General features: G+C 69.7%; 12 protein-coding genes and 1 pseudogene. 11 read left to right on the top strand and 2 right to left on the bottom strand.

The genetic code is table 11. The features are described 5' to 3' along the window. Positions 1-455 (bottom strand): annotated as a pseudogene (locus B9S61_RS35270) (IS5/IS1182 family transposase); the annotation flags it as partial. 293 nt (positions 456-748) lie between these two features. Further along, the gene (locus B9S61_RS35265; RefSeq protein WP_181007678.1) at positions 749-1,471 is read right to left on the bottom strand and encodes a TetR/AcrR family transcriptional regulator; all 723 of its coding nucleotides are present in this window, start codon (positions 1,469-1,471) and stop codon (positions 749-751) included. A gap of 143 nt (positions 1,472-1,614) precedes the next feature. On the opposite strand from B9S61_RS35265, the gene B9S61_RS35260 reads away from it, so the two are divergent. From B9S61_RS35260 to B9S61_RS35215, 11 genes are all read left to right on the top strand, one after another. Beyond that, positions 1,615-3,069: an MFS transporter gene (locus B9S61_RS35260; RefSeq protein WP_181007677.1), complete on the top strand. Its 1,455-nt coding sequence runs from the start codon at positions 1,615-1,617 to the stop codon at positions 3,067-3,069. Between the two features lie 397 nt (positions 3,070-3,466). Beyond that, positions 3,467-5,629: a YcaO-like family protein gene (locus B9S61_RS43370; RefSeq protein ID WP_308457812.1), complete on the top strand. Its 2,163-nt coding sequence runs from the start codon at positions 3,467-3,469 to the stop codon at positions 5,627-5,629. Between the two features lie 243 nt (positions 5,630-5,872). Continuing rightward, the gene (locus B9S61_RS35250; protein ID WP_308457811.1) at positions 5,873-7,456 is read left to right on the top strand and encodes an AMP-binding protein; all 1,584 of its coding nucleotides are present in this window, start codon (positions 5,873-5,875) and stop codon (positions 7,454-7,456) included. 108 nt (positions 7,457-7,564) lie between these two features. Beyond that, positions 7,565-8,170 carry a response regulator transcription factor gene (locus tag B9S61_RS35245; protein WP_181007676.1) on the top strand — a complete coding sequence of 202 codons (606 nt, stop codon included), beginning with the start codon at positions 7,565-7,567 and terminating at the stop codon, positions 8,168-8,170. Between the two features lie 357 nt (positions 8,171-8,527). Further along, positions 8,528-9,397, top strand: coding sequence for a hypothetical protein (locus tag B9S61_RS35240; protein ID WP_219819996.1), 870 nt, complete (start codon positions 8,528-8,530; stop codon positions 9,395-9,397). 41 nt (positions 9,398-9,438) lie between these two features. Further along, positions 9,439-10,317, top strand: coding sequence for a diiron oxygenase (locus B9S61_RS35235; RefSeq protein ID WP_103545810.1), 879 nt, complete (start codon positions 9,439-9,441; stop codon positions 10,315-10,317). Continuing rightward, positions 10,314-10,559 (top strand): acetyl xylan esterase, encoded by a 246-nt coding sequence (locus B9S61_RS35230; RefSeq protein ID WP_103545809.1) that lies wholly within the window; start codon positions 10,314-10,316, stop codon positions 10,557-10,559. The genes B9S61_RS35235 and B9S61_RS35230 overlap by 4 nt, the downstream gene beginning before the upstream one ends. Beyond that, positions 10,556-11,383 (top strand): hypothetical protein, encoded by an 828-nt coding sequence (locus tag B9S61_RS41275; RefSeq protein WP_181007675.1) that lies wholly within the window; start codon positions 10,556-10,558, stop codon positions 11,381-11,383. Before B9S61_RS35230 ends, B9S61_RS41275 begins: the two co-directional genes overlap by 4 nt. Further along, the gene (locus tag B9S61_RS35225) at positions 11,383-12,384 is read left to right on the top strand and encodes a nitronate monooxygenase family protein (RefSeq protein ID WP_181007674.1); all 1,002 of its coding nucleotides are present in this window, start codon (positions 11,383-11,385) and stop codon (positions 12,382-12,384) included. The genes B9S61_RS41275 and B9S61_RS35225 overlap by 1 nt, the downstream gene beginning before the upstream one ends. Then, a complete protein-coding gene (locus B9S61_RS35220) occupies positions 12,371-13,234 on the top strand; it encodes an alpha/beta fold hydrolase (RefSeq protein ID WP_181007673.1) in 864 nt (287 codons plus the stop codon). The genes B9S61_RS35225 and B9S61_RS35220 overlap by 14 nt, the downstream gene beginning before the upstream one ends. Further along, positions 13,227-13,484, top strand: coding sequence for a phosphopantetheine-binding protein (locus B9S61_RS35215; RefSeq protein ID WP_103545806.1), 258 nt, complete (start codon positions 13,227-13,229; stop codon positions 13,482-13,484). The genes B9S61_RS35220 and B9S61_RS35215 overlap by 8 nt, the downstream gene beginning before the upstream one ends. Positions 13,485-13,599: the final 115 nt, after the last annotated feature.

Genomic DNA, 13,599 nt, shown 5'->3' with positions numbered 1-13,599 from the left:
GGCCAGCCGTCCGGGGCGGCGATGACCTGCACGTTTCCTCCGTGGTGCTTGTGCTTGCCCGACCACCACAGGTCCGCGCCGTTGGGGCCGGCGGCAGCCACGCGGTCGGTGCGGATGACCGTGCCGTCCAGATTGAGGTGGGTGTACCCGGCCGCCGCCGCCCTCTCCAGCGCGCTGGACAGATCGGGCGCGTGGCCGGCGAGCACCGTCAGCCCTTCGTGCAGGTAGCGGTAGGCGGTCGGTACCGAGATGCCGTTGTCCCGGGCGAGTTGGACCAGCCGGGTACCGTCGACGAACCAGCGCAGCACGAGTACCGCCTGTTTGAAGACGCCCAGCGCGCGAGTGCCCTTGCGGGTCCCGAGCTGCTCGCGGTGCCCGCGCAGCAGCTTCGCGAGATGCTCGGCGGTCGCCCTGCGGACATCGAGCACGGCGGTGTAGGTGATAATGGACGCCACGTGGAGCCTCTGGTTGTACGGAACGTGATCTTCGCAGACCCGTTCCTACCAGGGGCTTCACTCATGTCTGACACCGAGTCACCATCCCGCCGTCCGGCATCATCACACACCGCAACCGTCACGTTGCTGAGAAGACTTCAGTGTCCAAGGTGTCCACGCCCAGAGGGAAAGGCCCGAGTTCGCCCCTTTGCCGCGGGCCCCGGTCCGAGCGGTGTAAACGACCAAAGCCGCAGGGTGGCGGCAAGCGCTGGTGACTTCGGGGTTATCTGGGAGCCAGCTGAACGATCATGAGATTAGCGGGGGCTGGCTGATCTTCTCGTTGGATACGGGGCCGACGCTTGTTCGAACAGGCCGTCGACGAATGCGCGGAGTCCTTGGCGGTAGGTGTCTCGTGCGGCAAGTGCTGCCCATCGGCTGCCGATGGCGGCCAGGCATGGCACCTGGGACGCATCGAGGCTGCTGAAGGAGGTCTCGCGGGCGAGGGCCCGCTCATCACCGTCCTGCCGGTCGTCGGAGTGGGCGCGGACGAGGATTTCTCCGACGGTGTAATACCAGATGCTGCGGAAGACCTCCACGCCCTGCTCGGGCGTGCATCCGCGGTCGGCGGCTCCGGACAGGATGGCTTCGACCATCCACAGCGCGGTTTCGTCGAGGAGGCCGACGAACCCGTCGACGGTGAGGATCTCCGCCGCCCACGGCCAGCCCGCGAGGGCGTCGTGCATCGCCGTGGCGGCCGTGACGATGCGCTCCTGCGGGTCGCTCGGCAGGTCCGGGCGCTCGAGCTGGTCGATGTAGTGGTTGAGCAGGAGGACCAAGAGGTCCTCCTTGTTCTGGATGTGGTGGTACAGCGTCGTCGCGCCGATGCCCAACTCGGCGGCGAGGCGGCGGATGGTCAGCTTCTCCCAGCCGTCTCGGTCGATGAGTCGGCGGGCCGCCGACAGGATCTGCGTGCGGGAGGTCACCGGCGGCCGGCCGGTGCGGCCGTGCGACGCGAGAGGGGCGGACGGTCCGGGCATCCCCCCATCATGCCGGGTGGCTGTGCGGGGCGGTGAAACCGGTCGGCCTTCGGCTTTCGAGTTCACACAGGGGCTCCTCGGTGCTACTTTCGGAACGTGTTCCTAAAATAGCAGCCCTCTCCAGGGGAAGGGAGTCCACGAGGATGAACGGGACGAACGAGAACGCGACGGGAAGTCCCGTCGCCCGTCCAGGGCTCACGCTCGCCGCGGTGGCCGTCGTGCAGTTCATGGTGTCGCTGGACCTGTCGGTCGTGAACGTCGGTCTCCCCGAGATCGCCGCCGGCCTCGGCTTCAGTGCCGTCGGTCTGACCTGGGTGATCCATGCCTACGCGCTCACCTTCGGCGGGCTGCTGCTGCTGGGAGGCAAGGCTGCCGACCGCTACGGCCGCAAGCGGGTCCTGCTGTTCGGGCTGGGCCTGTTCGGGCTCGCCTCGCTGCTCGGCGGCTTCGCCCAGGCGCCCGGCCAGCTGGTCGGCGCCCGCGCCGCGCAGGGCATCGGGGCCGCCGCGCTCGCCCCGGCCGCGCTGGCACTGCTGACCGCGACGTTCCCGACGGGCAAGGCCCGGGTGAAGGCGTTCGGGGTGTGGAGCGCGATGAACGCCGCCGGTGGCGCCCTGGGCGTCCTGGCCGGTGGTCTGCTAACCGAGTACGCCGGCTGGCGCTGGGTGATGTTCGTCAACGTACCGATGGCCACCGTGGCCCTGGCCATGGCCTGGCGCGGCATCGTCGACGCCAGGCCGACCGGGCGCGCCGGACGTCCCGACGTGCTCGGCGCCGTCCTGGCGACCGGTGGCCTGGGCCTGCTGGTCTTCGGTGTCGTGCGCACCGACCAGCACGGCTGGACCTCGACGATCACCCTGAGCACCCTGGCGGTCTCCGTGGTGCTGCTCGCCGCCTTCGTCTGGGTCGAGCGGACCACCGCTCGCGAACCGCTGGTCCGGCTCGGCCTGTTCGCCAACCGGTCGGTGGCGGGCGCCAACAGCTACAACCTGCTGGTCGGCGCGGCGATGGCCTCGGCGTTCTACTTCATGTCGCTCTACCTGCAGCGGGTCCTCGGCAAGGGGGCCGCCGAAACCGGACTGATGTTCCTGCCGTTCGCCCTCGGTGTGGTCGTCGGTTCCGTGCTCGCGATCAAGCTCGGCTACAAGGTAGCCCCCCGCACCCTGATGGTCCTCGGCGGCCTGCTCACCGCGCTCGGGTTCGCCTGGTTCGGCCTCATCAGCCCTGACGGCGGCTTCCTCACCGACGTCCTTGGGCCGTCGATCGCCGCAAGCGTGGGCTTCGGCCTCTGCCTCGGACCGCTCGTGTCCACCGCCACCGTCGGCGTCGCGCCCGCGGAGACCGGCACCGCCTCCGGCCTGCTCAACAGCTCCCGGCAGATCGGTGCCTCGCTGGGGCTCGCCGCCCTCGGCACCGCGGCCGAGCACCGCTCCGGCCACTCCGTCACGCCGCAGGCCCTCAACGACGGGTACGCCCTCGGTCTGAACCTGAGTGCGGCGCTGCTGGTCGTCGGCGTGATCATCGCGCTCGCCGTCCTGCGGCGACCCGAGGAGCCGGTCGGGGTGCCGGAGAGCGTGCCCGAGCCGGCCGCGGGCTGAATCGGGGCATTTTCTGGTTGGCCGGGGCCCGGTCCGCCCGATCGGCCCGCTATGGCGGAAAATTCTCCACCGAATTCGGTGCGGCCGTGAATTATGCATTTCCATGGATGCAGGATTCATCTAGGCCGCACCATGGAAAGTCGGTATCGTAATTCACGTCAGCGACCGACCGATGAGAGGAAATTCAATGATTTCCACCGTCAAGGCCAACGTCATCTGCGCCGTCGTGCACAACCGCGCCGTCGTCCACAATCGCGCCGTGGTGCACAACCGAGCTGTCGTCCACAACCGCTCGGTGGCCAAGTGACTTTGACCTGCTAGGTCAACCTGCCACGGCCCCGGGTGGCATCCGGGGCCGTGGCCTTTTGCAGTATCGATTCCGGCGACGAGGACTGATATGTCAGCGGACGGCGTCACCTTGCGACTCGTGGACGTGGAGATCTACGACATCGAGCGGGACCTGTGCTTTCTCACGACCGCGAACGGCGGGCAGTTCTATATAGCCGCTCCCACTTCCGAGTTCCGTGCCTGGGTGGCCCGCTGTGACGGGACCGGGACGCGGTCCGAACTGCTTTCCGGAATGGCGCCGGAATACGCCGAGGTGGTCGACGTCCTGCTCCACGACGGATCCCTGCGCCCGGCCCGGGCCACCGAGGACGCCGACCGGGCGGCCGGACTCGCCCGCACCACCGTCCTGCTCACCGGCACCCCCGAGCTCACCACCCCGATCGCCCACGCGCTCGAACCGGTCGGCTACGCGCGCGTCGAGCCCGCCCCCCGGGACCTCACCGGCGTCGACACCCGCGACACCGTGCTCGTCGCCGCCTTCGCCTACCCCGCCCACAAGGAACTTGCCCGCCTCGACGAGCTCTGCGCCGGTCTCGGACTGCGCTGGCTGCCGCTGCGCCGGGAACGCGGCCGTGCGCTCCTCGGACCGGCGGTCACACCCGGCGTGACCGCCGACTTCACGGACGTACTGGAGCGTCGGCTCGCCGCCGCGCCCGATCCGCGGGTGGTGACGGCCGTGCGGGACGCGGACGAACCGGCCGGCGGTCCGCCGAGCGGCGGTGAAGCCCGCTGGGTGGCCGCACAGCTCGGCGCGTATCTGGAGCGCTGGGTCGCGGAGGGCACGGGCGTGGACGAGGTCGAGCTCGACGCGCGCGGCTTCGGGCGGATTCACCGCACCGTGCTGCCGGTACCGACCCGGCCCCGGCCCGTGACACGGGGCGACGCCGAGGCGGACCTGCTCGTGGACGACCAGGTGGGCGTCGTCACCGGTGTCCAGGAGCTGGCCCCGCTGCCCGGCATGCCGGCCCGGCTGCGCGCGTGCGCGGTCGACGTCGCCGACATGCGGCGGGTCGCCGACTGGCCCAACGACCGGCAGGCGTTCGGCACCTCATGGTCCGGCTTCGACGGCGCCCGCCGCAGCACCGTGGGCGAGGCGGTCGAACGCTACTGCGGCAGCCGGCTGTCGCAGGACCGGCTCCGCGTCGGCAGCTACACCGCGCTGCGCAGGGCCGGGGTGCCCGCGCTCGACCCGCGCCGACTGCACCTGTACTCGCGGCGGCAGTACCTCAGCGACGGCTTTCCCTTCGCTCCGCTGACCACCGACTCGGAGTGCGCCTGGGTCGAGGGCCGGTCATGGACCACGGGGGAGCCGGTGTGGGTGCCGGCCTTCCTGGTCGCCCACGGGGAGCACGACCCGGTCGCTTACTCCGACCCCCTGGTGGCCGGGGTGGCGGCCGGGGTGACGGAGGAGCAGGCCGTCACCTCGGGACTGGAGGAGGTGATCGAGCGGGACACCACCATGCTGTGGTGGGCCAACACGCCCCGCCTGCCCCGGCTTCCGATGCCCGACCGGATCCGTGAGCTGGTTTACGACAGCCTGGACGCCTACGACATCACCCTGATCCACCTGGACAACGAGTTCGACGTCCCGGTGCTGGCCGCGGCCGTGTCCGACCGGGCGAACCGCCGGCTGGCCATCGGGTTCGCCGCCCGGCCCGACGCGCTGCAAGCGGCCGAGAAGGCGCTCGCCGAAGGGTTCACCCTGCACCACACATGCCACTACCTCGACAACGACAAGGCACTGGCGGAGGGCCAGCCGTTCCGGGACGTCTACCACCGGGTCTACCGGGAGCCGCCGTACGACGAGGACGCGGCGGCGGCGGAGGCGTTCGCCGCGCAGCTCGCCGAACACGCGCGCCTGCCCGGCTTCGCGGTGACGACCGTGCTGGACGGTGGCGCGCTGGGCGGCTTCGCCTACGGGGTGCGCCGGGAGGCGGACTGGTGGCACCCGCGGGCCGTCGCGCCCGCCCCGCGGTGGCTGCGTCGGCCGCTGTTCTACGTCTACGAGCTGGCCGTCGTACGGGAGTTGCGGGGCCGTGGGCACGGGCGGGTGCTGCTGGCCGACCGCACCGAGCGGTACGCCGTGTTGGCCGCGTCGACCCGGGCGCCGGCCCACGAGCTGTACCGGCGGTGGGGCTGGACCAAGGCCGGTGAACTCGCCGGGCCGCCGCACGGCGTCGAACTCCTCGCCCGCCCTCTGCCGCTGCCCTGAGCGGCGGCCAGCGCCACGGCGCCGGCCGCTCGGCTCCGTGCGACGCGGGGCCGTCCCGTGCCCCCGTACGCCCTGGTCACAGCCCTTGGCCACGACTTCTGAAGAACGCGTACAGAAAGTCGCCAGACCCCCGGTGTCAGGCTGCTCTGCCGCAGGTCCTTGGGACCCCGACGGACAGAGGGAGGCGCGGCGACATGCGGGTGGAGAAGCACGTGGGCGGGGCGCACCATGCTTGAGGGCTGCGTGCCGTGGCCCGAGCCGTACGCCGAGGACTACCGGGCCAGGGGATACTGGAACGACGAGATTCTCGGCAGCCTGCCCATGTCCGCGCCGGACGCGCGGGACCGGCCGGCGGTCGTCACCGCCACCCGCACCCTGACCTACGGCGGGATGGACCGGGCGGCGGACCGGCTCGCCGCCGGACTGCGCGGCCTCGGTCTCGGCGCCGGTGACCGCGTCGTCGTCCAACTGCCCAACGACGTGGAGCTGTTGGTGCTGTGCATTGCCCTCTTCCGGCTGGGGGCGCTGCCGGTGTTCGCCTATCCCGCGCACCGGACGGCGGAGATCGTCCACCTCGTCAACAGTGCGGAAGCGGTGATGTACGTCTGCGCGGACGAGGCGCTCGACTGCGACTACCGGATCATCGCCAAGGACGTGCTGGCGGGCGCGGGCACGCTGCGGCACGTGCTCGTGGCCGGCGACCCGGGCCCCTTCGCGGCGCTCGCGGAGGTCGACGGGGACCCGGTGGACCTGCCGGTGCCCGACGCGCGGGAGGTGGCCTTCTTCCTGCTCTCCGGGGGCACCTCCGGGCCGCCGAAGCTCGTCCCGCGCACACACGCCGACTACGCGTACCAGTTGCGCCAGAGCTCACGGCTGTGCGGGTTCAGGAGGGACACCCGCTATCTGTGCGCGCTGCCCATGGGCCACAACTTCGCCCTGGGGTGCCCCGGTGTGCTGGGCACGTTGCGCATGGGCGGCACCGTGGTGCCGGCCATGGCACCCACCCCCGAACTGTGCTTCCCCCTGATCGAGAGCGCCGGGGTGACGGTCACCTCGCTGTCGCCGCCGCTGGTGTCGCTGTGGCTCGACGCCGCCGAGCGGACCGCGCACCACCTGGGGTCGCTCGAACTGCTCCAGGTCGGCGAGGCCAGGCTCTCCCCCGCGACGGCGCGCAGGGTGTCCGGGGCATTCGGCTGTGTCCTGCAGCAGGTGTACGGCATGGCAGAGGGCCTGCTCAACTACACACGGTTGGACGACCCCGAGAACGTCGTCCTCCATACGCAGGGCCGCCCCCTGGCACCGGCCGACGAGATACGGGTGATCCGCGAGGACGGCCAGGAGGCGGGGCCGGGTGAGGAAGGGGAACTGCTGACCCGCGGCCCCTACACGGTGCGCGGCTATTACCGGGCCGAGGAGAGCGACCGCGCTCAGTTCACCGGCGACGGCTTCTTCCGCACCGGCGACGTGGTCCGGCGGACGGCCGCGGGCTACTTCGAGGTGGTGGGGCGCACCAACGACGTCGTCAACCGGGGCGGGGAGAAGGTGCCGGCCAGGGAGGTCGAGCAGCATCTGCTCGGCGACCCTCGCATCGCCCTGGCCGCCGTGATCGGTGTGCCGCACGCGGAGCTCGGCGAGCAGACCTGCGTGTGCGTGGTCCCACGGGAGGCGGAGCACCCCCCGACGCTGTCGGAGGTGCGGGACGGGCTCAGGGACCGCGGCATCGCGCCGTACAAGCTCCCCGACCGGCTGGTGGTGCTCGACCAGATGCCGCTGACGGCCGTCGGAAAGATCGACAAGAACGCGCTCAGGGCCCGGCTCAAGGACTGATGGGCCATGCGCGAGAAATCTTCTTCCTCGCGCTCCCGGACAGCAGAAAGGCCGATTTCCGTACGCGTAGGTGAGTGTTATGCGATACGAACCGATCGGAGGAGTCGAGTGGGCATCGACGTAATGGTTTTCGACGAGCTGCATCTGTCCAGGTCCGCACTGACGGCTTTACTGGAACAGCGTGCGGAGATCAAAGTGGCGGGGTCGGTGGACAGCAAGCTGGCGGCGCTGGAGTTCGCCGAGCTGCACCGGCCCGACGTCGTGGTCATCAGCTTCGACGGCAGAGACGCCGAAACGATTGACCTCGCCGAGAAGATCGCGATCCTTCCCGAATGCCGGACGCTGCTGGTCGCCACCGTATGCATCCGGTCGGTCGTCCGCAGGGCCTTCACCGGGGAGATCGACGGAATGGTCCGCAGAAGCGCCCCGCCCCGCCGGTTCTTCGAGGCCGTCCACCTGGTGCACCAGGGCGAGCGCGCCTTCGACGCCGAGCTGACGGTGGCGGCCGTGGCGGGCGGGGACTGTCCGCTGACCCTGCGCCAGTTGTCCGTGCTGGAGCACCTGGACCGCGGCGACACCATGGAGGAGATCGCCGATCGGCTGTGTCTGTCCGAGGGGACGGTGCGCAACTACATTTCGTCCGTGGTCGCGAAGATAGGTGCGCGCAACCGTATTGACGCGCTGCGCATTGCCCGTGATCTGCAGTGGATCTGAGGCGTCCGGGCGCGCGGACCGCTCCCGGCGCGCCCCGCCGCCGGTTCCGGGAGTCACCTGTGTGATGTGCGGTTTGCCCCGCATCACATTCCACAACTTCGTGATGCCACTCGGCGATATTTTTTTTCCATTCGTCGCCATGCAAAACGCACGGCGACGAATGTGAAGTGAATCTGTCGCGGTGTGATTGTCGGCTGCTAGGTTCGTGGCACTGGTTGCAATACGGCCAGTAATTGCTGACTGGGGAGGTAGGTAGTGTCGCACCAAGCCGCCGTCTCGCAGGTGTCCTGGGAGAAAGTGGCGGATTCCATCGAATTCATTCCCGACCAGTATTCCGACAGAACCCAGTCGGAATCCGTGGCGCGGGAAATGCTCGGCTGCGACGCGGCGGACATCGACGCTCTGGTCGAGGGAGGTCTGCCATTCGAGGACCGCGCCGGGGTGCGTTGCTTCGACGCCAACGACCTCTACAACCTCGGCATGTACTCGGGCAAGTCGACGACGCAGCCGGAGCTCGCCTTCCGCATGCTGTTCCGGTTCGCCGGTCGGCCCGTCGACGATCTCCTGCGCCCGAAGTCCTGGACCTTCCGGGTCCGCATGGAGTGTGTCGACTGCGCCGGCGTGGCGCCCTGGCATCTCGAAGCGCCGGACGTCCGGCGCTTCGGCGGGCGCGTCGAGGAGGTGACGGCGCCGACGGCGAGCGCGGGATCGGCCGAGTACACGGCGACGGTCACCACGACCGGTGCGCGCACCCCCCTGGTCTCACCGGTGCTTCGGCAGCTGGTCCACGACTACCTGGACGCCGGCTACCGCTGGCAGATGATCCCCGTCCCCATGCAGGCGGACTACCGGCTGGTGCACTCTCTCGGCGCCACGAGCTGCATCGCGGCGAGCCTGTTCCTGGCCGAGAGGTTCCGCGCGGCCGGATACCGGGCCGAGGCGAAGCGGGGCTGGTTCTGCGGCGTGCTCGGCGGGGCTCTCGATCTGCCGCACGCCTGTGTCGAGGTCGAGGACGAGGACGGTGCGCTCAGGACCGTCGACATCGCCAAGGCGCAGCTGGCCGCGCGGCTCTCGGCGGACACCGGGGCCTTCCAGGAACTGTGCCTCGGGTCGATCTACAACAAGGTGATCCCTTCCACCGCGTCCTGCAACGCGGCCCTCGGCCATCACGAATGCGGTTCGCAGCTGCCGATCCAGGTGCGCGCGGACATTCGTCCGGTTCGTTGAATCCAATCTTCGGCCACTGCGTCGGGAAAGACGAGTGCAAAATGGCGGTACGCGAAATCGAGCCGATTGTCCTTGACCTGGGTCGGCTGGAGAACCTGGCCGAATCCGGCTACTACAACCCCTACACGATGTTCGACTGGCCCGAGGCCATCGAGCCCGACCAGCCGTGGATGAGCGAGAGCCTGACCACGTTGGCCGGCACACCGATGTGGGACGAGCTGACCCGCGAGCAGCAGATCGCGCTCACCAGGTTCGAGGCGATCAATTTCTTCAGTCTCAACATCCACGGCATCCGCGAGCTGATGAGCGAAGTCGTGATGCGCATCCATGAGCGCCCGTACGCCGATGTGTCGGAATTCCTGCACCACTTCATCGGTGAGGAAAACGAGCACATGTGGTTCTTCGCGCAGTTCTGCCTGCGCTACGGCGGCAAGCTCTACCCGGCGCAGCCGACGTTGAAGGCGGACTCCGTCGAACACCTCTCCTCGGTGGCCCGCGAGCTGATCGTGTTCGCGCGCATCCTGATCTTCGAGGAGATCGTCGACTACTACAACGCGCACATGGCGACCGACCAGTCGCTGCCGCCCATCGCCCGTGAGATCAACCGGGTCCACCACCAGGACGAGAGCCGGCATGTCGCGTTCGGACGGATGATCTTCACCCATCTGCTCGGCCAGGTGGCCAGGCGTGACCCGGACGAGGTGCCGCTGGTCGCCGAGTACCTGGAGAACTACCTGCAGTACAGCATCGCCACGCTCTACAACCCGGCGGCCTACCGCGATGCCGGCATCCCGGACGCCCTGGCGCTGCGGCGGCGCGCGCTGGAGCACCCCGCCCGGTTGAAGGCGCACGACGACGTGCTCAAGCGGACAAGGAAGTTCCTCACCAAGTCAGGCGTCGGCAGGGAAATCATCAAATGACCAATCCCGTACAGACGGTCCGGGAATTCATCCTCGGACGCAATCCCCAGCTCGGCCAGGTACCCGACGATCTGGACCTCATCGACAGCCGGGCCATCAACTCGCTGGCATTCGTCGAGTTCATCTTCTTGCTGGAGGAGATCACCGGCGAGGCCATCGACCCGGAAGACGTGAATCTGGACGACTTCCGCACCGTCAAGGCGATCGAGGCGCGTTTCTTCGAGCAGAAAGCAGCGCGATGACCACAGTGACCGACAACGGCCTGAGCACCCTCGACGGTGGCCAACTGCGTTTGCTGCGGGCCGTCGACTCGGTGTTCCGACGCCTGGCCGACGGCTGGGACGCCCCGGAGTTCCGGTACCCGTTCCTGATGCGGTGCCAGGACCTCGACCGGTTCGACTACTACGACAACTTCCCGCACCTCGGCCTTACCGCCACCCGGCTCGACCCCGAGCGCGTCGGCCCCATGCTGGCCGAGTCGTCCCGCCCGGTGGGCCGGATACCGACCGACGTGATGGAGCCGAGCGGCTTCGCGCTGCCGTCGGCGGCCTGTTATGCGATCTACGTCGACCTGGCGGGTACGGCCGTCCCCGGCGAGGGCACCACGCGGACCACCGTCGGCACCTGCTTCCGCAACGAGAACCACTACGACGGCCTGCAACGGCTGCTCGGCTTCTCGATGCGCGAGATCGTCTTCGTCGGCCCCGAGGACGGCGCGAAGAACCACCTTCAGCGCGCCAAGGACGCCGTGCTCGCCCTCTGCGCCGAGCTGGGCCTCGACGTCCGGGTGGAGGTGGCCACCGACCCCTTCTTCGACAAGAACAGTGGCAAGGCGAAGATGCAGCGGCTGTTCCCGGTGAAGGAGGAGTTCGTCGTCGAGGGCCTGGCGATCGGGTCGGTGAACTACCACCGGAACTTCTTCGGCGAGCGATGCGCCATCCAGGCCGGCGACGCCACGGCGCACACCAGCTGCCTGGCCTTCGGCCTGGAGCGCTGGGTGCACACGCTGACCCAGCGGTTCGGCGGCGTCGCCGCCGCGGTGTCGGCAGTCGAGGGCCTGGGCTGATGCGTCGTTCCCTGGCGGAGGCGCTCGGCGTCGAGGTGAGCCTGCTGCAGTCGGGCATGGGCGGCGTCGCCGGGACGGAGCTCGCCTGCGCGGTGTCCGATGCGGGCGCCGCAGGCTGCGCCGGCGGCTACAAGCTGGTCGGTGACGCGCTGTCGGCCATGCTCGCCCGGCTCACCGAGGGGACCGGCCGGCCCGTCGGGGTGAACCTGATCCCGGAGGTGGTCGGGCCGCGGGAACTCGACCGGCAGGTGGCGCAGGTGCTCGACGAGACCCCGGAACGCGTGCACCTGTCGTTCTTCGGCCTGCCCGAGGACGCCGTGTTCGAGCGGGCCGCCGCGGCGGGACGGCCCGTCGTGGTCCAGGTCGGGACCGTCGCCGACGGGGTCTGCGCGTCCGAGCAGGGCGCCGTGGTGGTGGCCCAGGGCGTCGAGGCCGGCGGTCATCTGCTCGGCACGGCCCGGCGCGACGAGCTGGTCGGCGCGCTGCGCGCACGGATGCCCGACGCCTGCCTCGTCGCCTCGGGCGGGATCGGCTCGCCCGAGGAGGCCGGCCGGGCCGTTGCCGCCGGCGCCGACGGCGTACTGCTGGGCACCGCCTTCGTCGTCGCCACCGAGTCCCGGGCGCACCCCTACTTCAAGGGGGCGGTGACCGCCGCCAAGGGCAGCGACACCGTGGTCACGGATGTCTACGAGATCGGCTGGCCGGGTCGACGGCACCGGGTGCTGGCGACCTCCGCGACCGCCGACCCGGGGCAGGCCAAGAAGTTCATCGGCCGCACGGTGGTCGAAGGAAAGCCCTACCTGGTGCCGCGGTTCAGTTCCGCGGTGCCGACCGAAGCGACCACCGGCCGGATCGATGAGATGGCGATGTACTGCGGCCTGTCCTGCGGTGCCGTCTCCTACGAGGTCCCCGCGGCCGCCGTCGTCGCCGAGTTCGCGCGCGTCCTCCCGGGCGCGGAAGCCAGAAATCAGACAAGGGTGGAGAGCAATGCCAGTCGATGAAGAGACGCAGCAGGACCTGTCGTACCACCAGGACGCGCCGCGCGCCCGCACCAGGGACGGGGTCGAGCTCTACTACGAGTCCGTCGGTGAGGGCACGGCTCTCACCTTCCTCAACAACTTCTTCCTGAGCGCGCCGTTCTGGCGGGAGTGCACCGGGGAGCTGTCCCGGCGCCACCGCGTGGTGACGTACGACTTCTGCAACCACGGTGCGTCGACGCGGCTGTCCCAGGAGCCGACCTGGGAGGAGCACGCGGCCGACGTGATCGGCTTGCTCGACGCCCTGGAGATCGAGTCGACGTACCTGGTCGGCACCTCGGCCTCCACCCAGCTTGCCCGGGACGTGGCGCTGGAGTACCCGGACCGGGTCCGGGGGCTGGTGCTGGCGGGCCCGGTGTTCGGTCTGCGCGGGATGCGGCGGCACCGGCAGCTCAACCGGGCCTGGCTGCTGACCCTGAAGAACGAGGGCATCGCCGCGCTGTACAACCACATGTACCCCGAGGTGATCGCCGGCGAGATGAACGAGGAGGGCGGTACGCCGGGCTTCCTGGGGCTGCGGGAGAGCTTCATGGCGATGAACACCCCCGAGGAGCTCATCAACGGCCTGACCCTGGCCCAGCAGGGCGACACCAGCCCCGAGCTGCTGTCCCGCGTCGTCGCGCCGACCCTGATCGTCCTCGGCGACGACGACATCCTGCTCAGCCCGGGACGCGGCCGCGATCTGGCCGCGCTGTTCCCCAAGGGCCACTGCGAGATCATGCCGAACGCCGGTCACGTGCCCTACCTCGATGACCCCGAGACCTTCCAGACGCTGGTCCTGAAGTTCGTCGAAGAAGCGGAAGCACATGTCTGACCAGGAAGTCGAGGCCGCCCGGCAGCGCATTCGCGGGCTGCTGACCGGCCTGTTCGGGAACGACCGCTTCGTCAGCGGCGTGCCGGACGACATGTCGTTGCGCGAGGCGGGCGTGTCCTCCACCGGGCTGGTCAGCCTGCTGGTGGCCATGGAGGACGCGTTCGGCTTCGAATGGGACGACGAAGTGCACCCGGAGGTACTGCGCTCCATCGACTCGCTGGCCGGCCACGTCGTCGCCCTGCGCGGCTGAGGGGCCCGCGGTGACCGTCGAGCTGGAGCTCCCCAGGGGCGTCGCGGCGGAGACGGCACTGGGCTTCCACCCGGTGCCGTGGCCCCACGGGCCGGCCGAGCAGTTCGCGGCGGGG

This window comes from Streptomyces sp. SM1, from assembly GCF_002910825.1.
Taxonomy (GTDB): Bacteria; Actinomycetota; Actinomycetes; order Streptomycetales; family Streptomycetaceae; genus Streptomyces; species Streptomyces okerensis.
Note: the sequence above shows the minus strand (reverse complement) of the source record. Positions and strands in the feature narration are given on the sequence as shown.

Bases quoted from the DNA above. Each gene is read 5' to 3' on its own strand.
- B9S61_RS35265 (WP_181007678.1), bottom strand. From the start codon at position 1,471: ATGCCCGGACCGTCCGCCCCTCTCGCGTCGCACGGCCGCACCGGCCGG.
- B9S61_RS35260 (WP_181007677.1), top strand. From the start codon at position 1,615: ATGAACGGGACGAACGAGAACGCGACGGGAAGTCCCGTCGCCCGTCCA.
- B9S61_RS43370 (WP_308457812.1), top strand. From the start codon at position 3,467: ATGTCAGCGGACGGCGTCACCTTGCGACTCGTGGACGTGGAGATCTAC.
- B9S61_RS35235 (WP_103545810.1), top strand. From the start codon at position 9,439: ATGGCGGTACGCGAAATCGAGCCGATTGTCCTTGACCTGGGTCGGCTG.
- B9S61_RS35230 (WP_103545809.1), top strand. From the start codon at position 10,314: ATGACCAATCCCGTACAGACGGTCCGGGAATTCATCCTCGGACGCAAT.
- B9S61_RS41275 (WP_181007675.1), top strand. From the start codon at position 10,556: ATGACCACAGTGACCGACAACGGCCTGAGCACCCTCGACGGTGGCCAA.
- B9S61_RS35225 (WP_181007674.1), top strand. From the start codon at position 11,383: ATGCGTCGTTCCCTGGCGGAGGCGCTCGGCGTCGAGGTGAGCCTGCTG.
- B9S61_RS35220 (WP_181007673.1), top strand. From the start codon at position 12,371: ATGCCAGTCGATGAAGAGACGCAGCAGGACCTGTCGTACCACCAGGAC.
- B9S61_RS35215 (WP_103545806.1), top strand. From the start codon at position 13,227: ATGTCTGACCAGGAAGTCGAGGCCGCCCGGCAGCGCATTCGCGGGCTG.